The organism is Streptosporangium sp. NPDC005286 (genome assembly GCF_040607515.1).
In the GTDB taxonomy this organism is placed as follows: domain Bacteria; phylum Actinomycetota; class Actinomycetes; order Streptosporangiales; family Streptosporangiaceae; genus Streptosporangium.
On record NZ_JBEXGU010000136.1, the window covers coordinates 1 to 26,051 of the forward strand.

A 26,051-nucleotide genomic window follows, 5' to 3' on the forward strand; every position below is an offset into this window, starting at 1 on the left:
TGCTCGTCGCTGGGCACCTTCAGCACCCGCTTCACCGAACTGGTCGGCATGCCGCCCAGCACCTACCGGCACCACGCGGCGCGCGCGACGGCGGGAATGCCGCCGTGCGTGGCGAAACAGGTGACCAGGCCGATCAGGAATCAAGAAGCGCCGGTCACCGAGCCGCACCTAGCCTGACCACCATGGACATCACCATTCACACGAGTTTCCTCCCGCACGACGACCCGGACGCCTCCCTGGCCTTCTAGCGCGACACCCTCGGCTTCGAGGTCCGCAACGGCGTCGGATACGACGGGATGCGCTGGATCTGGGCACGGTACAGCTCGCCCTTCTTGCCGTGGCAGATCTTGCGGGCCAGGGCGTGGCGGCCTTCCTCCGCACGGCAGAGATCAGCCCTGCTTCGGCCTGTGCCATCGCTGGTCGGCGAGGGACCACGCCCTCTCCCACTCGGCGTCACGGTAGCGGTTCAGCAGCACCCGGAGGCCGACCAGGAAGACCAGCAGGGTCATCGAGATACACGCCATCACCCCGATCGCGGTGAGCGTGGCGACCGTGACCGTCTCCACGCGGCTCTGCGGGGGGTCGGTGGGCCTGCCCGCGGCATCCAGCCAGATCTCGGTGCGCGAGCCGACCGGTACCGCCGAGGGGAGCACGACCTGGCCGGTGCGCGGGGTCCCGTTCGCCGCCGTCCAGCGCACCGTGCGCGCCTGCCCGCCGAGGCCAGGCTCCGTCGGGCGGGCCGTGCCCACGACCTCGGCGGCGACCGCCCGCCGGTGGGGGGCGGCGAGCTCGGCCCGCAGGCCGTCCTGGTAGGCCTGCCGGCCGAGCCCGATCGCCGGCCACAGCCCGGCGACGAAAAGCAGCAGGCTCACCAGCACGGCGACTGTCTCGATCCGGTCCGAGCGTCTGCGCAAAGGGTTGCTGTCGAACCGATGCAGGCGCAGACGGCACCGGATCCGGTAGCCGAAGGAACTCATCGGGCCACCTCCCCCGTGGTGTTGCCTCCACCGTGCGGCGTGCGTACCCGGCGTACCAGGGTCTTTGGCTGGCTGTGGTCAGAGCCGAAGGTCCTTCTCCCGGCGAGAGCGGGCGCCGCCGGGCACCTGGTCCTAGCCTCTGCCTGGCTCATCCTCCCCGGTCGTGAGGGGGCTCCAGGTGTCGGTCGGCGGGGCCGGTGTGGGCACGTGGCGCAGGTGGTCGCGGAGTTTGCCGAGGTCGGGGTGGTGGTTGACGGTGTGCCAGGCGAGTGACCACGGGTAGACGGGTGTGGGGTGGCGGATGGGAATGCGCTTGAGTTCGTGCCTGGTGGGCCAGGCGATACGGGTGCGCGAGCCGACGAAGGTGGCCAGGGTCGCCGTGGCCGACATCGTCTTCATCGGGGCCGGCGGCGCGCATCTCGCGGAGCCGCCGGCGATGCCCTCCGGGCTCGAGCGGCACTAACCTGGGGACACTTTTTGTCATGTCGGGGAGGAGCCCTCTCATGTCGCCGGTTCTGGAGAGTACGGCTCGCGCGCTGCTGCGCAGGGTCGCGGTGGAGCAGTCCCAGGGGCGCCTGCCCTCGCTGGCCGCCGGGGTGGTGCGCGACGGGGAGCTGGCCTGGTTCGGCGCGCGAGGCCGGGTGGAGGGGGCCGCCCCCACCCCCCTCACCCAGTACCGCATCGGCTCGATCACCAAGAGCCTGGTCGCGGTCGTGGTCATGCGCCTGCGCGACGAGGGGAAGGTGGATCTGCTCGACCCGGTCTCCAAGCACGTCCCCGGTCTCGGGGTCGGCGTCGGTGAGGTGACCGTCGCCCAGTTGCTGTCGCACACCTCCGGGCTGAGTGCCGAGCCGCCGGGCCAGTGGTGGGAGCGGACCCCCGGCGTGCCGGCCGAGGAACTGGTCGCCGCGCTCGGGCCCGACGCCGCCAAGCACCGTCCCGGGCGCCGCTACCACTACTCCAACGTGGGCTTCGCCCTGCTGGGCGAGCTGGTGGCCCGCCACCGCGGCGTGAACTGGGCGCGGGCCGTGGACGAGGAGATCCTACGGCCGCTGGGCATGCGCGACACCACGCCCCGGCCGCGCGCGCCGCACGCGTGCGGCTACGCCGTGCACCCCTGGGCGGACGTACTGCTGCCCGAACCCGAGCATGACGCGGTCGCCATGGCTCCCGCCGGGCAGCTGTGGTCCACCCCCGCAGACCTTGCCCGGTGGGCGGCGTTCGTGGCCGGCGACACCGGCGGCGTGCTCGCCCCGGCCACCGTGGCGGAGATGCGCGAACCCGCGACCGTCGACGACGGCGACGCCTGGACCGGCGGGTACGGTCTGGGGCTGCAGCTGGCCCGCGCGAACGGCCGCCGCCTGGCCGGTCACACCGGCTCCATGCCGGGCTTCCTGGCCACGGTGTGGGCCGATCCGTCCGACAGGGTCGGCGTGCTGTTCATGGCCAACTCCACCTCGGGTGTCAGCCGCGCTCTGCTGACCGACCTGCTGGCGATCCTCGACCAGCACGAGCCGCGCCTGCCCGAGGAGTGGGCGCCCGTCGCCGACAGCGCGGGCCTGCTGGAGCTGACCGGCCCGTGGTACTGGGGGCCCAGCGCGTACGTGCTGCGGCTGCTGCCCGAAGGCGGTGTCTCCCTCAACCCGGTCGGTGGCACCGGCCGGGCCTCCCGGTTCGTCGCCCAGGCCGACGGGACCTGGCTGGGACTGGACGGCTACTACGCGGGTGAGACCCTGCGTGTGGTTCGCGGGCCCGACGGCTCACCCAGCCACCTGGATCTCAACACCTTCGTCTTCACCCGTACCCCCTACGACCCGCGGGCGGAGGTGCCCGGCGGGGTGGACGAGGGCGGCTGGCGCAGCTGAGCGGCGAGTGCGGCGGCCTGGCCCGCAGGCTCGGCGTACAGGACCTCCACCCGGTGCACCACCCGCGGCGCGGTCAGCGGCACCCCCCGCGTCACTCCGGCCGTCACCGAGGCGGGCAGCAGGACCAGGCCGTTCCCTGCGGCGGCCAGATTCAGCACCGTGTGCAGGTCCTCGCCGTCGTAGCGCAGCGCGGCGCGAAACCCGCCCCCGCCGGCCAGCTCGCGCAGCCGCTCCACCGGTACGGCGACCGGCGCCCGCAGCCACAGCGCGTCGGTCAGGTCGGTCAGCGCCAGGCCGCGCCGGTGTGAGAGCGGGTGGCCGGCGGGCAACACCACCACCAGCTCTTCCTCGGCGACTCCGAAGCCTGACAGCGGCCCCATGTCCGGCAGCCGCAACGGATCGCTGGGCGCGGTGATCCCGTCGACGAGGCCGAGGTCGGCCGAGCCCGAGGAGACCTCGCCGGCGACGCGCTCACGGCCGACGGTGCGCAGCCGCACCTCCACCCCCTCCAGAGCGGCCGGGGACAGGCCCCGTGCGATCGCCGGGACGCAGGCCAGCGGGGAGGCCGCCACGGTCAGCCGCCCGGCCGGGCCTGCGGCGGCACGCAGCACGTCGGCGCGGGCGGCCCGGTGGCGCAGCAGCAGCGGTCCGGCGTGTTCCAGCAGGCGCTCCCCCGCCGGGGTGGGCACCACCGGACGGCGGCTCAGCAGCGCCAGTCCCAGGTCGGCCTCCAACGCGGCGATCTGCTGGGAGACCGCCGACTGGGTGTAGCCGAGCTCGGCGGCGGCGGCGGAGAAGGAGCGCCGGTCGGCGACGACCACGAACGTGCGCAACAGATGCGGGTCCACGGAGCATCAGTATCGCTTATCGACCCAGCAGGAATCATCGTTGGCGCTTACCCCGGCAGCCGGGCCAGGATCGGGGCATGACCACCGCGAGGATCGCCCTGGTAGGCGACAAGTCACCGGCCGTCCAGTCTCACACCCGTATCCCCGCGCTGCTGGAGGCGCTGCGTGAGCGCGACGGGCTGAACCTGGACGCCTACTGGACCCCCACGACCGACACCGCCGGCCTGGAGGGGTTCGACGGCATCTGGATGGTGCCCGGCAGCCCGTATCGCAGCGAGGCCGGCGCGCTGAACGCCGCCCGCACCGCCCGCGAGCACGGCATCCCGTTCCTGGGCACCTGCGGGGGTTTCCAGCACGCCCTGCTGGAGTACGCGCGCAATGTGCTGGACATGTCCGTCGCGCACGCCGAGAACGATCCGGGTGCCGAGAACTTCCTGCTGCTACCGCTGGCGTGCTCGCTGGCGGGCCACGAGAACACCGTCCTGCTGGAGCCGGGGTCGCTGGCCGAGAGGGTCATCGGCGCAGAGAAGAGCGTGGAGAGGTACTACTGCACCTTCGGCCCCAACGCCGGCTACGTGCCCGCCCTGGAGGCCGGTGGGCTGCGCTTCACCGGTCACGACGAGGCGGGGCTGGTGCGGGTCCTGGAGTTGCCGGAGCACCCGTTCTTCCTTGCCACCCTCTTCCAGCCGGAACTGGCCGGCGACGGGCGCCGCCCGCACCCGGTCATCGGCGCCTTCGCCTCGGCGTCCGTCAGCCGGGCCAGGTCGGCCGCGCGTGGCGGACCTGTTCGGGGGGCATGACCGGCGGCCGTGAGCGCACCACCTTCTGACACCGTTTCTCATGCGAAATCGCTGGTGGAGCGGGTTGTGACGCTGCATTGAGCGAAGGCCGGCGTCCACGAGAGGGTGCCGTGGGCGCCCGCGATTCACGGGCCTCCGGGTGATGTCGAGGACTCCGGGAGCGCTACGGCGAGCCCTGAGTGAACGCCCGCCTGCTGTGGGCGAGCAACTCGCGCACAGCGGGGTTGTGCGTGCTCCTCCAGATCAGGGCGAGCAGGGCGGGTGCTTCGATGTCGTCGATGAGCAAGGTGGTGAGCCGGTCGCGGTAGTGCGCGGCTATCGACTCGCTGAGGATGGCGACGGCGAGCCCGCGGGTGGCGAGATCGGCGATGGCGTCGGCGGCGCTGGCCTGCAGCGCGATCACCGGTTGGAGGCCCTGCGCGGCGCAGGCCTGGTCGAACACCGTGCGCAGGCCGGTGCCCGGCGGCATGCACACGAGCGGGTGGGCGCCCAGGTCGCGCAGGGTGACCTGGCGCCGCCGGGTCAGGGGATGCCCGGCGGGGACCGCCGCGACGAGCCGCTCGCTGATGATCGTCAACGCGTTCACCCCCTCCGGGGCGGCGGTCGCGGTCCCGGTGAGAGCCAGGTCGACGGTGCCGGCGCGGACCCCCTCGACGAGCCGGTCGGAGTTGTCCTCCAGCAGGGAGATCTCCACGCCGGGATGGGCTCGGTGGAACGCGGCCAGGGCGTCGAACAGCGGTGTGACGGTGCAGCCGATGACCATGCCGACGGTGAGCCGGCCCCGGATCAGGTCGGTCACCTCGCCCACCGCCTGGCCGAGGGCTCCGGCGGCGGCGAGCGCGGCGCGGGCGTGTGCGAGCGCGGCCTTTCCCGCGACGGTGAGGGTGGCGGTGCGCGCCGACCGGTCGAAGAGTTCGGCGCCGAGTTCACGTTCCAGCTGGCGGATCTGGGCACTGACACCGGACTGGCTGATGTGCACCCGCTCGGCCGCCCGGGTGAAGTTCTGCTCCTCGGCGACCGCGACGAAGTATTCGAGCTGCCTCAGTTCCATACCTGAAAATTCTAGCTACCGGAATATCCATCTTTTGGACTTCTGGTCGGCAGGTGGCCGCCCCGGGAGGAGCCGAAGTCCCGGAACCGCCGTCGGGCCTCGTGGACGCTTCGGTGAGCGCCGAAGCGTCCGGCCCCTAGCCTGCCGGTCATGACATCTGACCCGCTGGTGGTGAGCGGCCACGCCGAGGTACGGGCCGTGCTGGCCGATCCCCGGTTCACCGTCGACCCCGTACCGCGGCCGCCGTTCGCGCTGAACGTGGCATGGTTGCGCGGTGCGGTCGGCCGCTTCGCCGAGGGATCCACGCACGCCGAGCGCCGGGCCGCCGGCGAGGCGGTGCTGGCCGGGCTGGACCCCGACGCGCTACGCACCGAGGCGTTCCGGCTCGCCTCGCGGGACGCCGGCCCGCTGCCCTGTCCCCCGGAACTGGTTCCGGTGCTGGTGCTGGCCGTCGCGCTGGGAGTGCCGGCCCAGGACGGGCCACGGGCCGTGGAGGCCGTCACGGCGCTCGCCCCGGCCTACCTGCCGGGGCGCGAAGAGGTGGACCCCGAGGCCGCCGATGAGGGACTGGCGCGGCTGGCGCGACTCCTGGGCGATCCGGCTCCTGAGCGGCTGGCCGTGCTGGCGGGACTGCTCGCCCAGGCATGCGGCCCCACAGCCGGGCTGGTCCGCGGCGCGCTGGCCACGGCGTCGCAGACGGTGGAGCAGACGGTGGAGCAGACGGTGGAGGAACTGCTGGATGAGACGTTGCGCCGCGATCCTCCGGTCCGGACGCTGCGGCGCAGGGCGCCCGGCGACGGGAGGGCCGTGGTGCTCGACATCGCGGCGGCCAACCGGGATCCGCGGGCTCTGTCGCACCTGACGTTCGGCGCGGGGCCACGGGCCTGCCCCGGCAGGCGGGTGGCGCTGGCGCTGGCGGCCGGAACGGTCGAGGCGGTGGCCCGATGACATTCGAGCGGTTCAGGGCACTGCACCACGCGGATGAGCCGTTGTTGCTGCCCTGCGCATGGGACCACGCCTCCGCGGCGGCGCTGGCACGGGCGGGGTTCGCCGCGATCGGGACGACAAGCCTGGGGGTGGCCGCCGCCGCGGGCAAACCGGACGCCGGGCGGGCGACGCGGCAGGAGACGCTGGCGCTGGCACGGACGATCACGGGGCTGGGGATCCCGGTGACCGTGGACATCGAGGCAGGGTTCGGCGAGACGCCCGGCCAGGTGGCCGACCTGGTGGCGCAACTGGCCGGGCTGGGGGTGGCGGGGATCAACCTCGAAGACGGGCGCGGTACCGGCCTGGCGGATGCCTCGGCGCAGGCGAAACTGATCGCCGCCGTCAAGCGACGGGTTCCCCAGGTGTTCCTCAACGCGCGGACCGACGCGTTCTGGCTGGACCTGCCGGATGCGCGGGCACTGGCGCTGGCCAGGGCTCGCGCCTACGCCGAGGCGGGCGCCGACGGGGTGTTCGTGCCGGGCGCGAGCGCCGAGCACGACATCGAGGCGTTGGTGGCGGGGACCGGGGTGCCGTTGAACGTGCTCGTCCGGCCCGGCGTGCCGGTACGACGGCTGGCCGATCTGGGCGTGGCCCGGATCAGCTACGGGTCGCTGCTGTTTCGGGCGGCGCTGCACGCGGCCGTCACCACGGCGCTGGGCGTGGCCGGTGGTGAACCGGTCACCGCCGGCGTCCCATCCTACGAGCAGGTCGAGGCACTGCACCGCTACCGGCTGGATGTCAGACGGCCTGGTAGAGGAACTCCAGTCCAAGAGGCGTGAGCCGGTGCCTGACGGTGTTGCCGCACCGCTCGCTGGCCACGAGCCCGGCGGCGCGCAGGAGCGAGGCGTGCTCGCTCGCCGAGGCCGGCGAGATGTCGAGGGTCCGTGCGATCTCACCTGTGGTGCGGACGCTGTCTCGCAGTGTCCGCAGCACCAGGGCGCGCGTACGGCCGAACAGCCGTCTCAGCACCTCCTCGGTCGGCCCCGTTCCCTGGGCGGCCCGGGTCAGGAACGACATCGGCTTGTGGCCGACCGGATACAGGAGCACCGGCGGCAGGGAGGGGTCGTGGAAGGTCACCGGGTTGACCGCGCAGAAGAACGCGGGCACCAGCACCAGGCCACGGCCCCGCAGGTCCAGTTCCTGGTCGTTTCCGTAGGCGACCGCCACGGTGGTGCGAGGGGCCCTGCGGACCGACCGCTGATCTCGAAGCCGCAGGATCGGGGCCACCGGCCCCTGGGCTGCGTCGCCGATCGATGTCGCGCTGCGCTCGGCGACCTGCGAGATGTAGCCCCAGTACGGCTGCAGTGCCATGTCGAAGTAGGTACGCATCGACCTGCCCAGCGCGCGTACGGCCACGCTGTCCTTCCGGGCCAGCGCGACCGTCCAGGACGGACGCCGACCGTCGCCGAATCGCAGGTCGAGGTCCTCGGCGATGCGCCAGCGTGGGGTGTCCAGCACCGCGGCGATGCCGTCTTCGGGATTCTCCCCTCCCACCAGAGGACTGAGGAAATCCGGCGAATAGCCCTCCGGTGGTACGACATCCAGCAACATCCTGGTCTGCGGCGCCATCCGGGACAGCACCTTCTGTCTCCACTGCCCGAAGACGAGTTCGTCGGACGCCGCCCCCAGCATGTACAGGCTGAGCACGATCTCCCACAGGGGGTCAGGCTTGGAGAGGACACGGAGCCGCTCCCAGTCCTGAGGGGAAAAGTGGATGCGCAGCATCCCGTGTTCTGTCTCGCTCTCCCCCGGAACCCACGCGCGGAGCGGCTCACCTGATCGCCCGTGATGGTCCGTCGAGGCGAACTTTCCGAATCCGTTCTCGTTCCGCGCCCACCCGCGTCCGGGCTACACCGGGTGGTCTGACATCAGCTATCAACAGGCGAAAAATCGGTCATCCGGTGTGACGGCGGACGGTCGAACATCGAGCGTCATGTTTTCTGACTCACGCCAGCAGTATGCCGAGGTGCGAGCGTGATGTCGATCGCCAGGGAGGCACGAAGATCAACAAAGCTCTTGATCCGCGCCGTTACCAGGGCTTTTCGGTGTGCGCCGAAACAGTGCCCGGTCCCCTTCATGACCTACCGGGCACGACCTACCGTCTTTGATGTGGATCTCACAGCGGGATCCGTAGCGCAGAGAAAGAGCGAGGATGCGAACCTTCACGAAGATCGCCGCAACCGGACTGGCCGCGATCGCGATGACCGCGGGCACACTGGCGACCGCCGCCCCCGCCTCCGCCGCCACCTACGGCGGGCAGTGCGGCAGCGGATACAGCGTCGTCAACCAGCGGACCATCACCGGCAAGGGCACCGTCTTCCTGACCTACAACTCCGCCAACGGCAACAACTGCGTCGTGACGATCCGCAACACCCCCGGCACGGCCGTCTCGATGTTCGCGGGCATCGCACGCCAGTCCGACCCCGCCTGGGGAGCCGTGGACGAGGGCAACTACACCACCTACGCCGGGCCCGTGTACCGCTACGCCAAGGGCTCGTGCGTCACCTGGGGCGGGGCCATCAGCGGCACCTACGCCGGCGGCGAGGACACCAACTGCGGCTGACCCCGCAGAATCCGGAGATGACTTCATGAAGAGACTGCTGTCGAAGACCGCGCTGATCACCGGCGCCGCCCTGGCCGTCGTCACCGGGACGATCGCCACGGCCGCCCCCGCCTCCGCCGCCGCCTACGGAGGGCAGTGCGGCAGCGGATACGGCGTCGTCAACCAGTTCAACCTCCCCGACAGCCGGGGAACGGTGTTTCTGACCTACAACTCCTCCACCGGCAGAAACTGCGTCGTCACCGTGCGGACGACCCCCGGGGCCGCCACGCTGATGGAGGCCTACCTCAGGCGATCCTCGGCTTCCACCTGGACCAAGGACAGCGGCAACTACACCACCTACGCCGGCCCCGTCTATGTGTCGGCGGCGGGCGCATGCGTCGACTGGGGCGGCACCATCGGCACGGTCACCCAGTTCCGCTACGGCACCAACTGCGGCTGATCCGAACGAAGAACGTCAAAGAACCGGGAAAAAGGAGAACAATGACGCCCGTCAAGAAGACCATCACCGCTGCCGCTCTCGTCGTCACCGCACTCACCGGCGCGCTCGCCACCGCATCACCCGCAGCCGCGGCGACCTACGGGGGCGAGTGCGGCTCCGGCTACACCGTCGTCAACTCCGCGGCGATCGGCAGCAAGGGGACCGTGTTCTTGACCTACAGCTCCTCCACCGGCAGAAACTGCGTGGTCGCCAAGCGGAACACCGCCGGCTCGGCCGTGCTCATCGAGGCCGGCCTGTCGGTCAGCCCAGCCGGAAACCACTGGGACGTCTACGAAGGCGACTACTTCACCAGCTACGCGGGCCCGATCTACCTGTCAGCGGCGGGCAGGTGCGTGGACTGGATGGGCCGCATCAGTGGCACCGAGGGTGGCAAGCGGGCAACGAACTGCGGCTGACACCCGTCCGCGACAGCCCTCTTGCCCGTCCAGGCCGGCCACGGGTCGACAGGGCGGGCAGGTCGTCGTAGACGGCCGGGGCGGCGGTGACCGCGCCGCGTGGTCGCCGTCGCCCGGAGGATCCCGTTCACCTTCGCCGGTGAGGTAGGGCGGCCTTGGCGGAGGACCGGCGTCCTCAGGGGTGGGCACGCAGAGCGGCCGCCAGCCAGGCGAAGTCGTCGGCGTAGGAGGGCGGCGCGGGCTCCCCCCTGACGATCGCCAGCAGTTGCCCGTACCGTTGCGTCTGCGCGTGAGCCCCGGCTTCCAGGCGGGCCAGCACCTGGGCGCGGTCGGCGGAACCGAGCAGCCGGTCAAGGACCTCGGTGACCTCGGGCGCGCGCGGTGAGATTCCGCGCTCGCGGGCCGCCCCCACCATGCCGCCGACCTTCCTGGCGAAGAACCGGTAGGCGCCGGGCTCGCTGCCGGGCCCCTCCTGAGGGCGCCCGGCGGCACCGGCTTCCATCATGGCGCGCAGGCGCCGCCGGAAGTCCGGACTCTGGGCCAGTTCCGCGAGCTCCACCCAGGCGTCGACCTGCTCGGGGGTGGGGTCGTCGGGCAGGTTCACCGGGGTGTAGCGCATCCGCTCCTGAAGCTGCGGGTCGGCCTCCAGGCCGCCGAAGACCTCCTGCAGGAAGCCGTCGATGATCTGGCGGCGTTCGTCGGCGGAGAGTCGTGCCAGCTTGTTCAACAGTGTCATCTCCTCGGGTCGCGGCTGCCGTCTGGCAACCGTGCTGAGCACCGCGCGGCGCAACCGCAGAGCGCGGATCTGCGCGTCCAGTGCCTTGACGTGGACGGCGGCGACGGCGGCGACGGCGGTCTCGCGCTCCAGCACCCGGCGTACGTCCTCCAGCCCCAGCCCGAGCTCTCGCAGGGTGCGGATCAGCTCCAGCCGGGCGACGCAGGCCGCGTCGTAGAGCCGGTAGCCGCTGGCGCTGCGGCCGACCGGCGGCAGCGCGCCGATGTCGGACCAGTAGCGGATGGTGCGCACCGGCATCCCGGTGCGCCTGGCGAGCCGCCCGATGGTGAGTGGTTCGGAGCCGTCGTCGTCCATGTCCCCGAGTCTGGACCTTCCAGTGGCTGAAGACTCAAGCCCCCGACCTTCCCGGCCACCGCATCGCTCGGAGTCCAAGCGCCCGGCCGCACCGATGACCGCCACGGCCACCAGGCCGACCAGGAGGAGAGACTGTGATCGGCCGCAAGATGCCCACCGCGGTGCGTGTCGCCTACACCCGTGAGATGAGCGCGGCCCGCACCGCCGCCGACATCACCGCGCGGTGGCATCACCTTGAGCGGGCGCACATCCTGTGCCGGCCATGGCCCTGGCCGCACACCCGCAACCACATCGAGATGCTCGCCCTGGCCGTGGCCCAGCGGGATCGGCGCGAGGCTCTGGGCCAGGTGCTGCGCATCCTCGTGGCCGGACCCGGCTCGGCGCTGGGGTACTGTCCCGAAGGCAACACCGGCCGCGCGACCGATCCCCTCACCGCGCCCACGCCGGTCCCCCCGACCCGGCCACCATCCTGTCCGGCTGACTCCCGTCGACCCCGGCCGGCGGCATGAAGGCCGCCGAGCGCCGGATAATTCCGTTGCCCGATCAAAGGCCGATCGAGCAGCATGGCGGCCATGCGACGCCGTGAGTACACCGATCCCACGGCGCTACGCGCCATGCAGGACCTGGCCGCCCGAAGTTTCCCGGCGACCGGATACCGGCACATCGGCGACCTCACCTGGAACTGGTGCCTGTCCCTTGACCGGGCCGCGCAGTGCCCGACGGCGGTCTGGACGCAAGGAGAGCGGACGCTGGCCTGGGGCTGGCTGGAGCCACCTGACAGCCTGATGCTGCAGGTCGACCCGGACCACCCGGAACTGGCCGACGAGGTGCTCGCCTGGGCCGAGCGAACGGGCCGCGGCCCGCTGAGCGTCGAGGTCGCCGAAACCGAACCGCACCTGGTCACGGCACTGGAGCGACGCCGCTACATTCCTGTCGGCGACGGCCCGTTCATGGTGTGCCTCGACCGTCCGCTCATCGGCAGGCAGGACACGCCCCGCCTGCCGGACGGCTACACGATCCGAGCTCAGCGCGACCACGCCGACGTGGCCGGCCGGGCGTCGGCGCACCGCGCCGCCTTCGGATCGGCCCGGATCACCACCGAACGGCACGCCCGGATGCGGGAGACCTGGCCTTATCGCCCCGAACTGGATCTCGTCGCGGTGTCTCCCGGCGGTGATGTCGTCGCCTACTGCCAGGGCTGGTACGACGAGGTCAACGGGGTCGGTGCGTTCGAACCGGTCGGCACACATCCGGGCCACCGCCGCCTCGGCCTGGCCCGCGCCGTCTGCACCGCGGTAATGCACGCCTTCTCCGACGCCGGCGGCCACCGCGCCATCGTCTACTCCCGTGGAGACGCCGGCTACCCCGTCCCCAAACGGCTCTACGAGTCCATGGGCTTCACCGCGTACACCCGCACCCATACCTATGTCGGGCGACCGGCGGCCTGAGAGGCGACCTCGGATCCGGCTGGGTCCGTGTCCGTCAACCGGTGACACGGAAGGCGTGCGCATGCTCGGTCACCAGGAGCGGAACGTGCGCGCCGCGCCCGCGGTGACCTCCTGCACGGTGGCGGTGACCGGTGCCGGCCCGGCTGTCATCTCGGCCTGGGCAGGCAGGATGTCGTCCACGGCCTCGGACGGCCGGTCGCGGGCCGCCATCTGCCGCCGGGCGCCCCGCGGGGGAGATCTCCTGCCGGCGCACCGGGTGGCCGATCACCTCGCCGATGACGCGCGCCTGCTCGACCCGGGTCAGGGAACGCGGCCCGGTCAGCTCGTGGACGGCGCCGGCGTGCCCGTCCCCGGTGCGGGCCCGCTCGTGCACGAGGGACACGGCGGCCTGGCCATTGGCGGTTGTCAGCCCCGTGCGTCGGCGAGCATCCCACGCTCGGCGTCAACGTGCCGTAACGCCGCCCGCACGCTGTCAAAACCGGCCGGCAGGAGTGGCAGCCGTACCGCGGTGGTCGGGATACGCCCCTGTGCGTGCAGGACCGCCTTGATGACGGTGGGGTTGGGCTCGGCGAACATCGCGCTCGACATGGCAGCGAGGCGGTGACCGAGCGTTCTGGCCGGAAAGGTGGCGCCGGCGTGCCATGCGTCGACCAGTTCGACGAATCGTGCCGTGGCGAAGTGCGCCGAGGCCAGAATGCCGCCGTGTGCGCCAAGGGCCAGCAGAGGCGAGATGAAGGCGTCGTCGCCGCCCAGCACCGCGAAGCCGGTCGGCGGGTCTGCCAGCAGCTCGATGGCATCGGCGTCGATTCCACCGACGGCGTACTTGATGCCGGCCACACCGGCAAGATCGGCCAGCCGCCGGACGGCGTCGGCGGACAGGTGCTGCCCGGTCCGGTACGGGACGTGGTAGACGACGAGCGGGACAGGGCTGGCCACGGCCAGAGCCGCGAAGTGCGCGATGATCCCCGCCTCGCCGGGCCGCAGGAACGGCGGCACCACACTGAGTGCGGCGACCACCTCTGAGCGCCCACGCAATGCCTTCACCGCCTCCACCGTGCCGGCGCCGACGACAAGCCGGGCCGAGCGCTCACGGCACACCCGAGCGATCACATCGACGACGCCACGCTGCTCCGCGGCGGTCAACGACGTCGGTTCCGCGGTGGTGCCCAGCGCCACGACGCCCGACGCGCCGGCGTCCAGCACCTCGTGCGCCAGGGCTTCCAGCGCGGTGAGGGCCACGGCACCGGTGGCGTCGAACGGGGTGATCAGCGGTACGTACACACCGGTAAGCGTCATGGTCTCAGCATCCGGCAGGTAAACCAGTAAGGTCCAGTTCACATTCCTGAACAGAACCGTAAGCTGGGCTGATGCTCGACGTGCGCCGCCTACGCCTGCTGTGCGACCTTTCCCGCCTCGGCACGATCGCCGCCGTCGCACAAGCACACACCTACACACCCTCGGCGGTCTCCCAGCAGCTGTCCGCATTGGAACGAGAAGCGGGCGTACCGCTGCTGGAACGCACCGGCCGGCGGGTCACCTTCACCACGGCCGGCCGGATTCTCGTACAGCACGCCGAGACGGTCCTTACCGCTCTGGAACAGACGACGGCCGCGCTGGCCGCGCTGGCCACCGGACTGTCCGGCCCACTGCGCATCGGCGCCTTCCCGACCGCGGTTCGTACGTTCCTCCCGGCGGCGCTGGTCGCACTGGGGCGCCGGCACCCCGAGCTAGAGCTGACCGTGACCGAACTGGACCCGGTCACGGTGCCGGACGCCCTGCGCGAGCGGCGACTCGACGTCGGGCTGCTGCACGACTACGACGTCGTGCCGGTCGAGCCGGATCCCGTTTTGGACGCGGTACCGCTGCTGGACGAGACGGTGTTCCTCGCCGTGCCCGGCACCGCACCCGCAGCCGAGGACACCGGCCCGCTACGAGACGTGCGAGACGCCGCCTGGATCATGGCCAGCCCCGGCACCCTCTGCCACACCGTTACGCTGCACGTCTGCCGCAGCGCGGGCTTCACGCCCCGGGCGCGTCACCACGCCGACGACTTCGCCGCCGTGCTCGCACTGGTCGCGGCCGAGCAAGGCGTCTCGCTGGTACCGCAGCTGGCCGCCGCGCAGCCACCCCCCGGCGTCCGCCTCATTCCGCTGTCCATCCGCAGACGGACCCACATCGCCTACCGGCAAGGCGCCGCCACCCACCCGGCCATAGCCGCGTTCGTATCCGCGATCCGCGCCTCCACCAGCGACTTCCTCAGCCGCTGAACACACCGAGTCCGTCCTGGCTGTCACATGTCGTTTTCCGCCCCTGGCTCGACGTCGGCAGGTGATGCGGCTGCCGCCCAGCCTGTCAGCCGACCTTGATCTCAAAGAGAAGACGACCATCCGGGACGAAGAACATCCGTGCGTCGGAGAGCTTGGGCAGGCGGTGTGTGACGACCGGGATGACGCAGCCGTCCGCGTCGGCAGTCCTTGCGGCGTCCAGGTGCTCGGGCAGCCGGAGCTCTTTGACGGCCACCTCCCGGCCCAGCCGCTCATCGTGGGCACGCCAGACGACCCCCATACCGCCCTGCCCCAGCAGCCCGGTCAACCGGTACCGGCCGACCAGGATCCGATAAAGGCTGTCTCCCAACGTCGACCCTGCCGCTGACGTAGAGGATCGCGTCGAAGATGTCGCGCAGGCTGGTCGGCGGATCGGCGACGCTGATACCGGCCTGTACGCGGGCCTGGAGACGTGCGCCATCAGAGGGCCGTTGAGAAATGTGCGGCGAGCCGCCAAACCCGCTCTGACCGGAAGCACTGTAGATGTTCGGCGACGTGTGCGCGTCTGCCTGTGAGCTTTGACCTCAACCGCGGTTGAGGTTGCAGGATAAACGACCAGGGACTGTCCGGCATCTGACCATGAGGAGCATGTAGGTGAGCACGGACACCGGCTTTTACTCGATCATCGACTACACCGTCGACGGCTTTGAGACCCAACGGGAGTTCGTGGCGGCCTTCGCGGAGATTCAGGAGCGGTGGGTGCGTTTCTATCCCGGATACCGGTCGGCTCGCTTCCACGTGAGCACCGACGGCACCCGTGTGTACAACATCGTGCACTGGGCCAGCGAGGCGGACTACCGCAACTTCGTGGAGACCTCGGACACCGAAGGCCGGATAGCCGCCATCGGCAAGGCCCTGGAGGGGCTGTCCGGCAAGGCCGAGGCGCGCATGAGCGGGATTCCCACCTACACCGTCGCCCGGGAGGTTGATCCCGGGCCGCAGCGCCTCGACTCCTGATCGAGCTGGAACCCCGCTCAGCGGGCACCTTCACCGGTCTGAGCGCCAGGCCGACGGCAAGGGCGACGCGGCGGCGAGGCGAACACCTGTGGCCCAACAGTCACCGATCATCAAAGGACGTTCATGAAGGTAGAGATATACGCCGATGTGTTATGCCCGTGGTGCTACATCGGCAAGAGACGCCTGACGGCGGCACTGGACAATATCGCCGACCGCGCCAGGGTGGAGATCATCTGGCGCAGTTACGAGCTCGCCCCGGAGGAAGGCCGGATCCCCGGCACAACGGCCGCCGAGGCCATGGCCGGATGGTGGGGTGACCAGGCGCCGATCCGCGTCGCCCGAATTCAGGCCGTGGGCGCCGCGGAAGGCCTGGAGCTCAACCTGCATCTGGCCCGGCCGGTCAATACCTTCGACGCGCACCGGCTGTGCCATCTGGCGGCCGGCCGCGGGCGGGCCGACCAGATGATGGAGTGCCTGCTTCGCGCCTATCACACCGAGGGGTTGAACGTGGCCGACTCGCGGGTTCTGCAGCGCCTGGGTGCCGAGGCCTGCCTCGATGCCGACCAGGTGCGCGCCGTCCTCGCCGGTGACGACTACGCCGAGGAGGTGCGGGCCGATCGATGTCGTGCGGCCGAGCACGGCATCACCGGCGTCCCCTCGCTGGTGATCGACGGCAGGCCACCGATCTCCGGTGTCCAGCCCGCCGCCGAGCTACGCCGGCTGCTGGAGCACGGCTCGCCCCGCCCGCACGGTGTCCCGGCCACGCCTGATCGGACCGGCTGACGCCCATCCGCATCGGCTTCTGCATACGACTTCTGTGAAGGGAATGGCGCCGACGATGGATATCGGTATCGGGTTGCCCGGGCATGCTCGGTGGGCTGATGGCAGGACCCTGGTGGAGTGGGCGCGCCGCGCGGAGGCGCGAGGCTTCTCCACCCTCAGCGTCAGTGATCGCCTGGCATGGTCGACGCCGGAACCGCTGATCACCCTGGCTGCCGCCGCGGGCGTCACCTCGCGCATCCGGCTCCTCACCAGTGTGCTTCTCGCGCCGTTGCGTACCAACCATGCGCTGTTCGCCAAGGCGGTCACCACGCTGGACCAGCTCGCAGGTCCGGACCGTCTGCACCTGGGTCTTGCTCCGGGCGTCCGGGAAGACGACTTCGTCCTCAGCGATGTGGACTACAGCATCAGAGGAGAGCGGTTCGACCGTCTCCTGGATCGCCTCGCGGCCGCATCAGCCCCCGATGGTCCCATCAGCCCAGGGCCGGCCACACCAGGCGGACCTCCCCTGCTGTTCGGCGGCAACTCAAAGGCGACCCTGCGCCGCATCGCCTCCTACGGGACGGGATGGATCGCCGGAGACGCCACCGTCCAGGGCGTGCAGGACTTCGCACCCCACATCCAGCAGGCGTGGGCCGAAGCCGGCAGAACCGGGTCGCCGCGCCTGGTCGCATCGGTGATGTACGCCCTCGGCCCTGACGCCGAGGCCGCGGTCTCTGGCGCCATCGGCTCGTACTACGCCTTCGCCGGCGAAGAGTACGCGCAGTACGGCATCTCCATCGCCCACACCTCACCAGAGCAGATCACCGCCGCGATCACTGATTTCGACCGGATCGGCTGCGATGAGTTGATCTTCATGGGAAACGATCCCGATCCTGGGCAGGTGGACCTCCTGGCCGACGCGATCGGCCTCTAGGAACGCAAGAGCCCAGGAATGTTTCGGCCTCGACTGCCGACGCTGACCCGGCCGATCCGGTGGGAGGTCATCGAGAACAACGGGGACCGCCACCCGGCTGTGGTCAGTCAGTCGACCGCCGCCGGTTCTACGTCCAGGACCACCTTGCCCGCGATGCGCCGCTCTAGCAGCGCTTGGGCGGCCTCGGTGACGCGTTCCCAGGAACCGTGCCAGTCGACCTCCGGGGAAAGCCTCCCGGCCGCCACGAACTCCAGCAGGGTGGCCAGATCCGGGCCGACCTCATGGACGTCGCCGAACGTGCTCATCGTCTTGGACGGGCCGATGGAGAACAGTGAATACGGTGCGAACACCGCCGGCTCGTCTGACGCCCAGCCGATGTTCTGCACACCCCCGCCCGGTGCGAGGAGTTCCCAGGCTGCTGCCAGCTGTGGTCCGCCCACATTGTCGAGGATGAGGTCGACCGGCCGATCGATGCCCTGCAGACCGACCACCACCTCGTGGGCGCCCAGGTCGGTCAAGCCGTCGGCGCGGGCCGCCGATCCCACCGAGGCGATGACATGGGCACCGCCCAAAGCCGCCAATTGGACCGCGTAACGGCCGACGCCGCCGGCCGCTCCGGTGATCAGTACCCGCCGGCCCAGGATGGAACGGGAACGCAACGTGCGCAGCGCCGTGATGCCGGCCATCGGCAGCGCGGCGGCGTCGGCGAGGTCGACCTGGACGGGGACTTCGGCCACCGCGGTGGTGTCCACGGCCATCCGCTGTGCCCACGCTCGGGCGCCGGACGCCGCGACTCTGGCGCCCACGGCGGGGCCGGTGCCGTCGGCCGCGGCGCGTACGACGACACCGGCGGCATCGTAGCCGTGCACGGTTCCGGCCGGACGCCGACCGGCGAACGCCACCTCGCCGCGGTTGAGCGAGATGTGCCGGACAGCGAGCACCAGCTGGTTGGGCGCGGGCTGGGGTTCTGCGGCCGTCCCCAGACGCAGGGATCCCGGGGCGTCGGGATCAACGACGAGCGCGCGTATGTCCATGGAGTACTCCTTCGTGGACAGGCAATAATCCGGACTAATAGTCCGTTTCGCGTACGATAGCATATGCGGACCGACAGTCCGCCTTGAGGTGATACCGATGGCCCAACAACGCGCCGAGCGCGTCGACGCGACCCGCAACCGCCGCGCGGTGCTCCACGCGACTGAGCAGCTTCTGGCCGAAGGTGGCGGAGACCACGTGTCGCTCGACCGCGTTGCCGCCCTTGCCGGAGTCGGGAAGGGCACCGTGTTCCGTCGCTTCGGTAACCGCGCCGGACTGCTGCAGGCGCTGCTGGAGGAAAGGTCTCGCGAGCTACGCGACGCGGTCAAGAATGGACCCCCACCTTTGGGGCCCGGAGCACCCGCCCGGGACCGGATGCTCGCCTTCCTCGACGGACTCGGCGCGATCGCCGAAGGCAACGCCGTCCTGCTGTCCGCGCACGAGCAGGCGTGCGCCGAGGACAAGTACGACGACCCCAGCTACCGGTTCTGGCACCGCCACCTCAGCGCCCTGCTCGCCGACGGACGCCCCGATCTCGACGCCGACTTCCTGGCCCACGCCCTGCTCGCTGTCTTCGATGGCGATCTGGTCCGCCAGATGACACCGGCCGACGATCCCCGCCGCTTCACCCGCTCAGTCCAGCAGATGGCCACGGCACTGCTTGGTCGTGATGATCGCCAAGGTGTCCATCTACGACCGATTCCTGAACAGGATCAGTGACCGGCGATTCGTGTCCTGTCTTGTCGATCATGAGGCACGGCATGCTCCGTACCCGCGGTGCCTCAAGCTGGACGAGACCGGGTCCAGCCGAGATACGGGGAAAACCGGCCATGGGTCGATCTTGAGTGCGGTTTTCGCAGGCAGAGGTACGATTAGCGGTCGATCGTGATCAGTTTGAGGGCGTCTTCCTTGCCCTTGTCGGAGGACAGGCTGTAGCGGCGGGTGGTCTCCAGGCGGGCGTGGCCGAGGATCTCGGCGATCAGGACCAGGTCGGTCTTGCCGCGGACGAGGGTGGTGGCCGGCATGTGGCGCAGGACGTGCGCGGTGGTGGGGTCATCGAGGCCGGCCGTCTGGGCGACCGTGGCGATGATGCCGCCGGCGGCGTGTGCGGTCAGCCGTCCGCCCTTGGCGTTGAGGAACAGGGCTCGGTTGTCGCCGGAGTGGGGCCAGTCGGGGCGTTCGTCGAGCCAGAGCTGCAGCTCGGTGCGGAGTTTGGGGTGGATGTCGACCTCCCAGAACTTGCCGCCCTTGCCGTACAGGCGCAGCCGGCCTTTGCGGGCCGACATCTGGACGTCGCCCGTATCGAGGCGGACGACCTCGCTGATGCGGGCGCCGGCGTAGTACGGGATCAGCGCGATGCACCGGTCGCGGGGAGACAGATGCGCCTCGACCACGCGCAGCCAGCGGATGCGGGCGTGTCTTCCAGCACGGCGGCGTACTCGCTCAGGACGGTGTCGTAGGCGCCCGGGAGCCGGGTGGGGCGGGCACCCGGCCGCCGCTTCGTAATCTCGGAACTGCGACGCTGTCCGGCAGGCGCGCAGGTGTGGCCGGTTCGTCATTTTCGAGTCCCTCGGGGCGAGCACGGACTGACGATCAGTGCGTCGCGTTGCGCGGAGCTCAGACGGTCAGGCCTCGGGGTGATGGCGTACCCGCCGCGCCCGACCTGCTCCACGGTGAGCGGGTCGGAGAGGATCGGACGACGGCTGATCGCGTCCAGGGCGTTGGCCGCCCGCTGGATGGGCCAGTCCAGTGCCGCGGCGAGTTTGTCCACGGTGAGTGGCCGAGCGGCGTACACCAGCGCGGCCAGCACTGTCAGCGCGTCGTGCACGACGGCGTCGGTGAGGCCGCTGTCGTTCATCTGCTCGCTGATCCAGGTGAAGAACTGAGCCATCTGGCCCAGCCGGGTGCCGGCGGGCGTGCCGGCGCCGAAGATCTCGATCCCGTGCCGCGCGGCCGCCGCGACCTCGGAGTGTGCCCCGGTGTCGGCTTTGAACGCCCGGAGCCAGACGTCGTCGTCGATGACGTACCGCTCGCGGCGGCCGGAATCCTGTGTGCGCCTGACCAGCTCGATCGCCTCGAGGTAGCCGATGGCCTTGGACACCGACGCCGGGCTGACCTGTAGCCGGCGTACGAGCTCGGCGGACGTCAGGCCCCCGGAGTCGGAGGTGAGCAGGCAGACGAACACGTGAGCGGGCATCCGGGGAAGGCCGGTCCCGACCAGCAGCGTCGCGAACTGCTCCACGAAACCGCGCACGGACTCGGCCGGACGCCCGTCGGCTGGTGGCTCCGTGGCCTGAACCGGTCTGCGGCGGCGGGCGCGCTGCCCGGCGGCCTGCTGGGCGTGGTCGGCCAGGTAGCCGCTGGGCGCGCTGTTGCGTGCCACTTCGCGGCTGATCGTGGATGTGGGTCTGCCCAGCCGCCTGGCGATCTCGGCGTATCCCAGCCCTTCGGCCAGCCAGATCGCGATCTGCCGGCGATCCTCGTGGCTCAGCCTGCCTCCGGGCATCGGCTCGCCCCCCTGTCGGTTCGGGTTCACGGGTGCGTTCACCAACAGTACATTGCAACGGCTGGTTGGTGTGGATTGCATTTACCAACAATGCTGTTGCAACGATCGGCATGAAAGCCCAGCTTTAAAGCACATTATTGGAGGTTTATCGTTGACGAGACTTGAAATGCAACGTAGCCTTTTCCCGCTTGGAAAGAATCAGACAGGACGAGGAACCCCTTATGGCAAGAGCGTTGGATGTGACCCGGATGCGAGCTCGCGTCTCCGAGCTGCTCGCGGAGTACCGGATTCCGAGTGCCACGATCGGCGTCCTCAGCGACGGGGAGATCACCGACTTCGCGGTCGGCGTCAAGAACATCTCCACGCGGGAGCCCGCGACGACCGACACCATCTACCAGTGCGGCTCCGTATCCAAGACATGGACCGCCCTCGCCTTCATGCAGCTAGTCGACGAGGGGAAAGTCGCCCTGGACGAGCCGGTGCGGACCTACCTTCCTGATTTCCGGGTCGCCGCCTCCGACGTCAGTGCCAAGGTCACACCCCGCCATCTCCTCAACCACACCAACGGCATCGAGGAGAACTACGGAGATCCGGGCGAGGACGACGACGTGTACAAGCGCATGGTGGAGAACATCGCCGGCGCATGCCAGGTCCACCCCTTGGGCCACACTCACGGCTACAGCGCGGCCCTGGGCTACGCGATCCTCGCCCGCATCATGGAGGTGAGCGACGGCAAGCGGTGGGACGACATCATGAAGGATCGCCTGTTCGACCCCTTGGGACTGACCTCGACGAGCAGCCGGCGTGAGCACGCGGACCAGAACCGGGCCGCGACCGGATACCTGATCCGATCCCTCGAAGAGGGACCCGTCCTCTCACCGCTGGGTCACCTGCCGCGCTCCTTCGGCCCCGGAGGCAACGTCAACACGACAGCCCGGGAATTGCTCATAATGGCGCACGTCCTCCTCAACGAAGGAAAGGCGCCGAACGGGACCAGAATCGTCTCACCCGGCATCATCCGCGAGATGACGGAGTCGCGGGTCCCCATACCTGACCCGTACATGTTCGGGCCGGAATGGGCACTCGGCCTCATCGTGTGCGATTGGCACGGCCAAACCGTCTACGCCCACGACGGCAGCGCAGTCAGCCAGAGTGCCCGCCTGCGGATCCTGCCGGAATCGAACATCGCCGTCTCGATGCTGGCGAACGCCGGGCCGCGCGACAGCTTCTACCGGAAGGTGTTCAACGAAATCCTGGCCGACCTCGGCGTGGTCACGATCCCCGACCTGCCGGAGCCCGACCCGACCCTGGCCCTCGATCTGTCCAGATACGAAGGCTCCTATGAGCGCCCCGGCACCCGCTACCAAGTGACGGCCGAACGCGGAAAACTCCACCTCAAATTCACCCTGAACCCCATGGAGGCGCAACTCCTCAACAAACCAGAACAGCTCGACTACGAGCTGTCCCCGATCAGCGAGACCCACTTCTTGATGCCTTCGGACGATCCGCTCGAGGACCCTCAGACCGTCGCGATCTACGACTTCAAAAATGGTGCCGCACAGTATCTTCACATCAATTGCCGAGTGAATCCGAGAGTCAATGAGGAGGGGGCCACGGTGCACGTCATGGCTGTTTCCACGATTTCCGACAACGACGGCTTCTGGGATTCCCTGAAGAAGGCGTACGGCCGGCTTCCCAAGGGTGCCAAGTGGACGCTGGCGGTGGCGAGCACCGACGGGACCAAGGTGGTGAACGTCATCGTCCATGACTCGATCGACGGCGTCAGGAGCTTCTTCGAGGATCACGCCGGCCCCTTCGCTACGACGGAATACTTCGAGGCCGACGCGTCCAACGCGGTCGGCCTCCCGACGACGTAGCCGCTCCTTGCACTGCCGTCCGCCCAAGCCGCGATGACGGCGCACCATTCGGATCCATGCGACCGTTGTCCTGCTTAGGGGTACGTGCGGTCCTCGACCACTACGTTCAGGCCGCCCGCGCCCCGGGCCGTCGGGGACCGGCATCGGCGACCGGCTGGGCATCTCCAAGCGTGCCGACCTCGACGTCGACGCCGCCCTGGGCGGCGCTCAGGTTGCAGCCGTAGGCGAACGCCACCAGTGTGCCCTGCCGTACCTCCGCCTTGAGGGTCTCTGGCTCGTAGGCCAGCGCCTGCATGCTGAACACCGTGTCGACCGCGCGCATGGCGGCCTCGAGTGAGACAGCGTCCTCCATGTCGCCGCGGACGAGCTCGGCGCCTGCCGCACTCAGGTCCTTGGCCGCGGGCTTGCCGGGGTCGCGGACCTGCCATCCCTGCTTCGGCAGGTGCCTGACGGTCGCGCCACCCTGGTTGCCCGTGCCGCCGATGATCAAGGCGCGACTCATGACTCGACCACCGGAGTCGTCTGAGCGAGGGCGATCAGCCACCGTCCATCGTTCTTGACGAGCACGAACGTCAGTGCACCGCGTCGGCCGTCGTTGACGTGCTTGATCAGATTGGCCAGGGCCACGTCCTCACGCAGGAATGTGATGTTCAGCAACTCGTTCCTGGTGATGACGTCCTTCAGCGGTGTCTCCAGCGCCTTGGTCATGACCTCGCGCACCTGGTCACGGCCCTGCAGCCGGACACCGCCGAAGTTGACGAGTGACACGTTCTTGGCGAGCAGCCCGGTGAACCCGTCCACGTCGCTCTGTAGTTCTTCGGCGTCGCGGACGACCTGCTCGATCGCCGCTGTCTCGGTATTCATCCCCATGTCTCCACTGATCATCTCTGTTTGCGGAGCGATTCACTCCGGTGCAATGACGTTATATCGGAGTGGATCGCTCCGCAACTTGGTAGGCTTGCCGTGATGGCCACACGCAACGACCGCGCAGAACGCAACGACCGCGCGCTACTCCAAGCCGCCCGCGCCGTCCTCGCCGAGGACGGCGCACACGCCTCCGTCGCTACCATCGCCGCCAGGGCGGGAGTCGGCATCGGCAGCCTCTACCGGCGCTACCGGACCAAGGAGGAGCTGTTTCAACGGCTCAGCGTCCTATCCCTGGAGCACTGGATCGAGGCGGCCGAACAGGGCCTGGCCGACCCCGACCCGTGGGCCGGACTCGCCGGGTTCATCAAAGACAGCGTGGAGTTCGGCCAGGGAACGATGGCCCCGATCGCCGGGGCCATCGAGGTGACCGACGAGATGAGTGCGAAGTCCCGCCGCGGCGACGACCTGCTCGACGCCCTGGTGCGGCGCGCACACGGCGCCGGGACACTCCGCCCCGACGTCACCGTCACCGACATCTCACTCATGATCGAACAGCTCGGCCGCTCCCCGCTCGTCGACCAGCTCCGCAAACAAGGCAGGGACGACCTGCTTCCCGCGGCCACCCAGGCACGCGCGCGACTGATCACCATCGCGCTTGACGGACTGCGCTCCGGCTCCCCCGACCGGCTCCCCGGCGACCCCCCGGGCGAGGAGCTGTTCATCGCTCGCTGGGCTCCATCCTGATCGCCTGCGAGGGGTCTTGTGCGGCGGGGGCGCGGGTTGAGCAGGAAGGGAACGGCCTTGGGGAACATCGGTACAGCGGTTATCGGCGAGAACGATCATGGTCGGCCAGCACACTGATCCACTCCGCCGCCGGGGTTCGGCGAAACGCCGCCGGACGGCCCGGATGCCGGCTACGGTCCGGCCGTGCCGGTGGAGTTTCTGAGTGATGAACAGGCCGAGGCGTACGGGAAGTTCGCTGATGAGCCGACAAGACCTGAGCCGGAGCGGTTCTTCTTCCTGGACGACGTCGACCGGGACCTGATCGCGCTGCGGCGGACGAAGCACCATCAGTTGGGGTTCGCGCTCCAGATGTGCAGGGTCCGGTACGTGGGCCTGTTCCTGGAGGACCCTCTCGCGGTGCCGTGGCCCGTGGTGGAGCACCTCGCCGCGCGGCTCGGCATGGTAGATCAGCGGCCCGAACGCTGTGGCCAAGATCTGCCGCACCGCGTCCTGTGAGAACCCGTTCGCCGGCAGGACGACAGGAGCGCCGCCCCAAGCCACCAGGAAGTCACCACGGGCCGCAGTACCTGGCCCGTGGGCCACGAGACGGTGGCCCGGGCGTGGCCGCCGGCGAAGAAGAGCAGGAGGAATACCCCGGCATCGGCAAGCCCTGGACCCACCCGTGACCAGGCACGGGCCGCCGCTGCGCCTTTTCGGTGGGCATTTAGGCATGGCTTGTGCGTCTATTTCGCTCTTGATGCCCTCTCGGATGGTCGACTACGAGCCTGCCCTGGCCCGTCCTGTTCTTCCCGCCCCTCTCGGTGCGCCGACATCGGAGACTCGGCCGTTGATGGGAGGGCCGCGGCGATGCAGTCGAGGACGCGCTGGAGCCCGTGCCGGAACTGGTCGTCGCGGCTCAGGTGCGGCTGGCGCGCCTCCATCACGATCTTGGTGAAGATCGGGTACTCCCCGCTCTTCACCAGCCGGTCGATGTACGGGTAGCTCCGCGCCATCCACTCCGACTCGCTGAGCCCGCTGCGGCGGAATTCCTCGGCCGAGCTGATCTCCTCGCGGACGGTGCCCTCGATGTAGCTGTTCAGCATGGCCATGAGGCCGAGGTTGTCGTCGATGGAGACGAAGGCGTCGAGCACTCCCATCAGCCGTTCGATCAAGAGCAGCTGGTTGGGGCCGAAGCTGGGGAGTGACCGCTGCACGGTGGCGATCCACGGGTGCCTCAGCCACATGGCCCGCAGCCCGTCGGCGTAGCGGGTCAGGTCGGCGCGCCAGTCGCCCGAGGGCATGCCCGTGACGTCGATCTCGCCCATCAGCCGGTCGGCCATGAGCTCGACCAGGTTGTCGCGGCTCGGGACGTACCGGTAGAGCGACATCGCGCCCGCGCCGATCTCGGCGGCGATCCGCCGCATGGTGGCGACCTCAAGCCCTTCGGCGTCGGGGGTCCCGGTAGGCCCCGCGGGGATGGGCGCGCGGCGGTGTGGGGGGGGCGGGCCGCGCGCCCCGCCCCCCCGCAGCCCGAGCACCCCCCCAA

The 26,051-nt window shown here is 69.9% G+C and carries 32 protein-coding genes and 2 pseudogenes; 19 read left to right on the forward strand and 15 right to left on the reverse strand.

From position 1 onward, the window contains the following. Together ABZU75_RS34630 and ABZU75_RS34635 are read left to right on the forward strand one after the other, a co-directional pair. Nucleotides 1–177, forward strand: a pseudogene (locus ABZU75_RS34630) (AraC family transcriptional regulator); the annotation flags it as partial. Nucleotides 178–182: 5 nt separating this feature from the next. After that, a pseudogene (locus tag ABZU75_RS34635) lies at nt 183–308 on the forward strand (VOC family protein); the annotation flags it as partial. Between the two features lie 81 nt (nt 309–389). Here the strand turns inward: ABZU75_RS34635 and ABZU75_RS34640 are convergent. Further along, nucleotides 390–977 (reverse strand): hypothetical protein, encoded by a 588-nt coding sequence (locus tag ABZU75_RS34640; protein ID WP_355563744.1) that lies wholly within the window; start codon nt 975–977, stop codon nt 390–392. 132 nt (nt 978–1,109) lie between these two features. Continuing rightward, nucleotides 1,110–1,367, reverse strand: coding sequence for a hypothetical protein (locus ABZU75_RS34645; protein WP_355563747.1), 258 nt, complete (start codon nt 1,365–1,367; stop codon nt 1,110–1,112). Nucleotides 1,368–1,480: 113 nt separating this feature from the next. On the opposite strand from ABZU75_RS34645, the gene ABZU75_RS34650 reads away from it, so the two are divergent. Then, nucleotides 1,481–2,842: a serine hydrolase domain-containing protein gene (locus ABZU75_RS34650; protein ID WP_355563657.1), complete on the forward strand. Its 1,362-nt coding sequence runs from the start codon at nt 1,481–1,483 to the stop codon at nt 2,840–2,842. Here the strand turns inward: ABZU75_RS34650 and ABZU75_RS34655 are convergent. Further along, nucleotides 2,785–3,690 (reverse strand): LysR family transcriptional regulator, encoded by a 906-nt coding sequence (locus tag ABZU75_RS34655; RefSeq protein WP_355563660.1) that lies wholly within the window; start codon nt 3,688–3,690, stop codon nt 2,785–2,787. The two genes, ABZU75_RS34650 and ABZU75_RS34655, sit on opposite strands and share 58 nt — an antisense overlap. A 77-nt stretch (nt 3,691–3,767) precedes the next feature. On the opposite strand from ABZU75_RS34655, the gene ABZU75_RS34660 reads away from it, so the two are divergent. Continuing rightward, nucleotides 3,768–4,490, forward strand: coding sequence for a hypothetical protein (locus tag ABZU75_RS34660; protein ID WP_355563663.1), 723 nt, complete (start codon nt 3,768–3,770; stop codon nt 4,488–4,490). A gap of 163 nt (nt 4,491–4,653) precedes the next feature. On the opposite strand, the gene ABZU75_RS34665 is transcribed toward ABZU75_RS34660, so the two are convergent. After that, entirely contained in the window at nt 4,654–5,541 is an 888-nt protein-coding gene (locus tag ABZU75_RS34665; RefSeq protein WP_355563666.1) for a LysR family transcriptional regulator, read from the reverse strand. A 150-nt stretch (nt 5,542–5,691) separates the two neighbouring features. Here ABZU75_RS34665 and ABZU75_RS34670 point away from each other — a divergent pair, with 150 nt between their 5' ends. Then, the gene (locus tag ABZU75_RS34670; protein WP_350929796.1) at nt 5,692–6,489 is read left to right on the forward strand and encodes a cytochrome P450; all 798 of its coding nucleotides are present in this window, start codon (nt 5,692–5,694) and stop codon (nt 6,487–6,489) included. After that, nucleotides 6,486–7,307, forward strand: coding sequence for an isocitrate lyase/phosphoenolpyruvate mutase family protein (locus ABZU75_RS34675; RefSeq protein WP_355563669.1), 822 nt, complete (start codon nt 6,486–6,488; stop codon nt 7,305–7,307). The genes ABZU75_RS34670 and ABZU75_RS34675 overlap by 4 nt, the downstream gene beginning before the upstream one ends. On the opposite strand, the gene ABZU75_RS34680 is transcribed toward ABZU75_RS34675, so the two are convergent. Then, complete coding sequence (locus ABZU75_RS34680) at nt 7,267–8,253, reverse strand: helix-turn-helix domain-containing protein (protein WP_355563672.1); 987 nt, start codon at nt 8,251–8,253, stop codon at nt 7,267–7,269. The two genes, ABZU75_RS34675 and ABZU75_RS34680, sit on opposite strands and share 41 nt — an antisense overlap. Before the next feature lie 427 nt (nt 8,254–8,680). Here ABZU75_RS34680 and ABZU75_RS34685 point away from each other — a divergent pair, with 427 nt between their 5' ends. From ABZU75_RS34685 to ABZU75_RS34695, 3 genes are read left to right on the forward strand one after another with little or no spacing between them, the layout of a single operon-like run. Then, nucleotides 8,681–9,091, forward strand: a complete 411-nt coding sequence (locus tag ABZU75_RS34685) for a spore-associated protein A (protein WP_355563675.1) — start codon at nt 8,681–8,683, stop codon at nt 9,089–9,091. A 25-nt stretch (nt 9,092–9,116) separates the two neighbouring features. Beyond that, entirely contained in the window at nt 9,117–9,530 is a 414-nt protein-coding gene (locus ABZU75_RS34690; RefSeq protein ID WP_355563678.1) for a spore-associated protein A, read from the forward strand. Between the two features lie 41 nt (nt 9,531–9,571). After that, complete coding sequence (locus ABZU75_RS34695; RefSeq protein ID WP_355563681.1) at nt 9,572–9,985, forward strand: spore-associated protein A; 414 nt, start codon at nt 9,572–9,574, stop codon at nt 9,983–9,985. Nucleotides 9,986–10,160: 175 nt separating this feature from the next. Here ABZU75_RS34695 and ABZU75_RS34700 read toward each other — a convergent pair whose 3' ends face one another. Beyond that, complete coding sequence (locus ABZU75_RS34700; protein WP_355563684.1) at nt 10,161–11,075, reverse strand: MerR family transcriptional regulator; 915 nt, start codon at nt 11,073–11,075, stop codon at nt 10,161–10,163. 134 nt (nt 11,076–11,209) lie between these two features. Here ABZU75_RS34700 and ABZU75_RS34705 point away from each other — a divergent pair, with 134 nt between their 5' ends. Further along, complete coding sequence (locus tag ABZU75_RS34705) at nt 11,210–11,584, forward strand: DUF3703 domain-containing protein (protein ID WP_355563687.1); 375 nt, start codon at nt 11,210–11,212, stop codon at nt 11,582–11,584. Nucleotides 11,585–11,647: 63 nt separating this feature from the next. Beyond that, on the forward strand, nt 11,648–12,523 hold the full coding sequence (locus ABZU75_RS34710) for a GNAT family N-acetyltransferase (RefSeq protein WP_355563690.1): 876 nt from the start codon (nt 11,648–11,650) through the stop codon (nt 12,521–12,523). A gap of 69 nt (nt 12,524–12,592) precedes the next feature. Here the strand turns inward: ABZU75_RS34710 and ABZU75_RS34715 are convergent, their stop codons facing one another. After that, a complete protein-coding gene (locus ABZU75_RS34715; protein WP_355563693.1) occupies nt 12,593–12,733 on the reverse strand; it encodes a hypothetical protein in 141 nt (46 codons plus the stop codon). Nucleotides 12,734–12,928: 195 nt separating this feature from the next. Next, entirely contained in the window at nt 12,929–13,819 is an 891-nt protein-coding gene (locus ABZU75_RS34720; protein ID WP_355563696.1) for a dihydrodipicolinate synthase family protein, read from the reverse strand. A gap of 71 nt (nt 13,820–13,890) precedes the next feature. Between ABZU75_RS34720 and ABZU75_RS34725 the strand changes: the two genes are divergently transcribed. Then, on the forward strand, nt 13,891–14,790 hold the full coding sequence (locus ABZU75_RS34725; RefSeq protein ID WP_355563699.1) for a LysR family transcriptional regulator: 900 nt from the start codon (nt 13,891–13,893) through the stop codon (nt 14,788–14,790). An 85-nt stretch (nt 14,791–14,875) separates the two neighbouring features. Here the strand turns inward: ABZU75_RS34725 and ABZU75_RS34730 are convergent, their stop codons facing one another. Beyond that, entirely contained in the window at nt 14,876–15,157 is a 282-nt protein-coding gene (locus ABZU75_RS34730; RefSeq protein ID WP_355563702.1) for a hypothetical protein, read from the reverse strand. Between the two features lie 284 nt (nt 15,158–15,441). On the opposite strand from ABZU75_RS34730, the gene ABZU75_RS34735 reads away from it, so the two are divergent. From ABZU75_RS34735 to ABZU75_RS34745, 3 genes are all read left to right on the forward strand, one after another. Then, entirely contained in the window at nt 15,442–15,804 is a 363-nt protein-coding gene (locus tag ABZU75_RS34735; RefSeq protein ID WP_355563705.1) for an antibiotic biosynthesis monooxygenase, read from the forward strand. Nucleotides 15,805–15,927: 123 nt separating this feature from the next. After that, entirely contained in the window at nt 15,928–16,587 is a 660-nt protein-coding gene (locus ABZU75_RS34740; protein ID WP_355563708.1) for a DsbA family oxidoreductase, read from the forward strand. After that, a complete protein-coding gene (locus tag ABZU75_RS34745) occupies nt 16,556–17,500 on the forward strand; it encodes an LLM class flavin-dependent oxidoreductase (RefSeq protein ID WP_355563711.1) in 945 nt (314 codons plus the stop codon). Before ABZU75_RS34740 ends, ABZU75_RS34745 begins: the two co-directional genes overlap by 32 nt. Nucleotides 17,501–17,607: 107 nt before the next feature. Here the strand turns inward: ABZU75_RS34745 and ABZU75_RS34750 are convergent, their stop codons facing one another. After that, nucleotides 17,608–18,534 (reverse strand): zinc-binding dehydrogenase, encoded by a 927-nt coding sequence (locus ABZU75_RS34750; RefSeq protein ID WP_355563714.1) that lies wholly within the window; start codon nt 18,532–18,534, stop codon nt 17,608–17,610. Between the two features lie 97 nt (nt 18,535–18,631). Between ABZU75_RS34750 and ABZU75_RS34755 the strand changes: the two genes are divergently transcribed. Then, nucleotides 18,632–19,252, forward strand: a complete 621-nt coding sequence (locus ABZU75_RS34755; RefSeq protein ID WP_355563717.1) for a TetR/AcrR family transcriptional regulator — start codon at nt 18,632–18,634, stop codon at nt 19,250–19,252. 152 nt (nt 19,253–19,404) lie between these two features. On the opposite strand, the gene ABZU75_RS34760 is transcribed toward ABZU75_RS34755, so the two are convergent. Next, the gene (locus ABZU75_RS34760; RefSeq protein WP_355563720.1) at nt 19,405–19,926 is read right to left on the reverse strand and encodes a tyrosine-type recombinase/integrase; all 522 of its coding nucleotides are present in this window, start codon (nt 19,924–19,926) and stop codon (nt 19,405–19,407) included. Nucleotides 19,927–20,087: 161 nt separating this feature from the next. Beyond that, a complete protein-coding gene (locus ABZU75_RS34765; RefSeq protein ID WP_355563723.1) occupies nt 20,088–21,080 on the reverse strand; it encodes a helix-turn-helix domain-containing protein in 993 nt (330 codons plus the stop codon). Nucleotides 21,081–21,286: 206 nt separating this feature from the next. Between ABZU75_RS34765 and ABZU75_RS34770 the strand changes: the two genes are divergently transcribed. Then, a complete protein-coding gene (locus ABZU75_RS34770) occupies nt 21,287–22,915 on the forward strand; it encodes a serine hydrolase (RefSeq protein ID WP_355563738.1) in 1,629 nt (542 codons plus the stop codon). Between the two features lie 106 nt (nt 22,916–23,021). On the opposite strand, the gene ABZU75_RS34775 is transcribed toward ABZU75_RS34770, so the two are convergent. Next, complete coding sequence (locus ABZU75_RS34775; protein WP_355563726.1) at nt 23,022–23,417, reverse strand: NmrA family NAD(P)-binding protein; 396 nt, start codon at nt 23,415–23,417, stop codon at nt 23,022–23,024. Further along, nucleotides 23,414–23,779 carry an SgcJ/EcaC family oxidoreductase gene (locus ABZU75_RS34780; protein WP_355563729.1) on the reverse strand — a complete coding sequence of 122 codons (366 nt, stop codon included), beginning with the start codon at nt 23,777–23,779 and terminating at the stop codon, nt 23,414–23,416. The genes ABZU75_RS34775 and ABZU75_RS34780 overlap by 4 nt, the downstream gene beginning before the upstream one ends. 102 nt (nt 23,780–23,881) lie before the next feature. Here ABZU75_RS34780 and ABZU75_RS34785 point away from each other — a divergent pair, with 102 nt between their 5' ends. Together ABZU75_RS34785 and ABZU75_RS34790 are read left to right on the forward strand one after the other, a co-directional pair. Next, the gene (locus tag ABZU75_RS34785; RefSeq protein ID WP_355563732.1) at nt 23,882–24,526 is read left to right on the forward strand and encodes a helix-turn-helix domain-containing protein; all 645 of its coding nucleotides are present in this window, start codon (nt 23,882–23,884) and stop codon (nt 24,524–24,526) included. Between the two features lie 183 nt (nt 24,527–24,709). Further along, the gene (locus tag ABZU75_RS34790) at nt 24,710–25,021 is read left to right on the forward strand and encodes a DUF4158 domain-containing protein (protein ID WP_355563735.1); all 312 of its coding nucleotides are present in this window, start codon (nt 24,710–24,712) and stop codon (nt 25,019–25,021) included. Nucleotides 25,022–25,248: 227 nt separating this feature from the next. Here the strand turns inward: ABZU75_RS34790 and ABZU75_RS34795 are convergent, their stop codons facing one another. After that, the gene (locus ABZU75_RS34795) at nt 25,249–26,043 is read right to left on the reverse strand and encodes a TetR/AcrR family transcriptional regulator C-terminal domain-containing protein (protein WP_355563741.1); all 795 of its coding nucleotides are present in this window, start codon (nt 26,041–26,043) and stop codon (nt 25,249–25,251) included. Nucleotides 26,044–26,051 lie beyond the last annotated feature (8 nt).

Bases quoted from the DNA above. Each gene is read 5' to 3' on its own strand.
- ABZU75_RS34640 (WP_355563744.1), bottom strand. From the start codon at position 977: ATGAGTTCCTTCGGCTACCGGATCCGGTGCCGTCTGCGCCTGCATCGG.
- ABZU75_RS34645 (WP_355563747.1), bottom strand. From the start codon at position 1,367: ATGTCGGCCACGGCGACCCTGGCCACCTTCGTCGGCTCGCGCACCCGT.
- ABZU75_RS34650 (WP_355563657.1), top strand. From the start codon at position 1,481: ATGTCGCCGGTTCTGGAGAGTACGGCTCGCGCGCTGCTGCGCAGGGTC.
- ABZU75_RS34660 (WP_355563663.1), top strand. From the start codon at position 3,768: ATGACCACCGCGAGGATCGCCCTGGTAGGCGACAAGTCACCGGCCGTC.
- ABZU75_RS34665 (WP_355563666.1), bottom strand. From the start codon at position 5,541: ATGGAACTGAGGCAGCTCGAATACTTCGTCGCGGTCGCCGAGGAGCAG.
- ABZU75_RS34670 (WP_350929796.1), top strand. From the start codon at position 5,692: ATGACATCTGACCCGCTGGTGGTGAGCGGCCACGCCGAGGTACGGGCC.
- ABZU75_RS34675 (WP_355563669.1), top strand. From the start codon at position 6,486: ATGACATTCGAGCGGTTCAGGGCACTGCACCACGCGGATGAGCCGTTG.
- ABZU75_RS34680 (WP_355563672.1), bottom strand. From the start codon at position 8,253: ATGCTGCGCATCCACTTTTCCCCTCAGGACTGGGAGCGGCTCCGTGTC.
- ABZU75_RS34685 (WP_355563675.1), top strand. From the start codon at position 8,681: ATGCGAACCTTCACGAAGATCGCCGCAACCGGACTGGCCGCGATCGCG.
- ABZU75_RS34690 (WP_355563678.1), top strand. From the start codon at position 9,117: ATGAAGAGACTGCTGTCGAAGACCGCGCTGATCACCGGCGCCGCCCTG.
- ABZU75_RS34695 (WP_355563681.1), top strand. From the start codon at position 9,572: ATGACGCCCGTCAAGAAGACCATCACCGCTGCCGCTCTCGTCGTCACC.
- ABZU75_RS34700 (WP_355563684.1), bottom strand. From the start codon at position 11,075: ATGGACGACGACGGCTCCGAACCACTCACCATCGGGCGGCTCGCCAGG.
- ABZU75_RS34710 (WP_355563690.1), top strand. From the start codon at position 11,648: ATGCGACGCCGTGAGTACACCGATCCCACGGCGCTACGCGCCATGCAG.
- ABZU75_RS34715 (WP_355563693.1), bottom strand. From the start codon at position 12,733: ATGGCGGCCCGCGACCGGCCGTCCGAGGCCGTGGACGACATCCTGCCT.
- ABZU75_RS34720 (WP_355563696.1), bottom strand. From the start codon at position 13,819: ATGACGCTTACCGGTGTGTACGTACCGCTGATCACCCCGTTCGACGCC.
- ABZU75_RS34725 (WP_355563699.1), top strand. From the start codon at position 13,891: ATGCTCGACGTGCGCCGCCTACGCCTGCTGTGCGACCTTTCCCGCCTC.
- ABZU75_RS34740 (WP_355563708.1), top strand. From the start codon at position 15,928: ATGAAGGTAGAGATATACGCCGATGTGTTATGCCCGTGGTGCTACATC.
- ABZU75_RS34750 (WP_355563714.1), bottom strand. From the start codon at position 18,534: ATGGACATACGCGCGCTCGTCGTTGATCCCGACGCCCCGGGATCCCTG.
- ABZU75_RS34755 (WP_355563717.1), top strand. From the start codon at position 18,632: ATGGCCCAACAACGCGCCGAGCGCGTCGACGCGACCCGCAACCGCCGC.
- ABZU75_RS34770 (WP_355563738.1), top strand. From the start codon at position 21,287: ATGCGAGCTCGCGTCTCCGAGCTGCTCGCGGAGTACCGGATTCCGAGT.
- ABZU75_RS34775 (WP_355563726.1), bottom strand. From the start codon at position 23,417: ATGAGTCGCGCCTTGATCATCGGCGGCACGGGCAACCAGGGTGGCGCG.
- ABZU75_RS34780 (WP_355563729.1), bottom strand. From the start codon at position 23,779: ATGAATACCGAGACAGCGGCGATCGAGCAGGTCGTCCGCGACGCCGAA.
- ABZU75_RS34785 (WP_355563732.1), top strand. From the start codon at position 23,882: ATGGCCACACGCAACGACCGCGCAGAACGCAACGACCGCGCGCTACTC.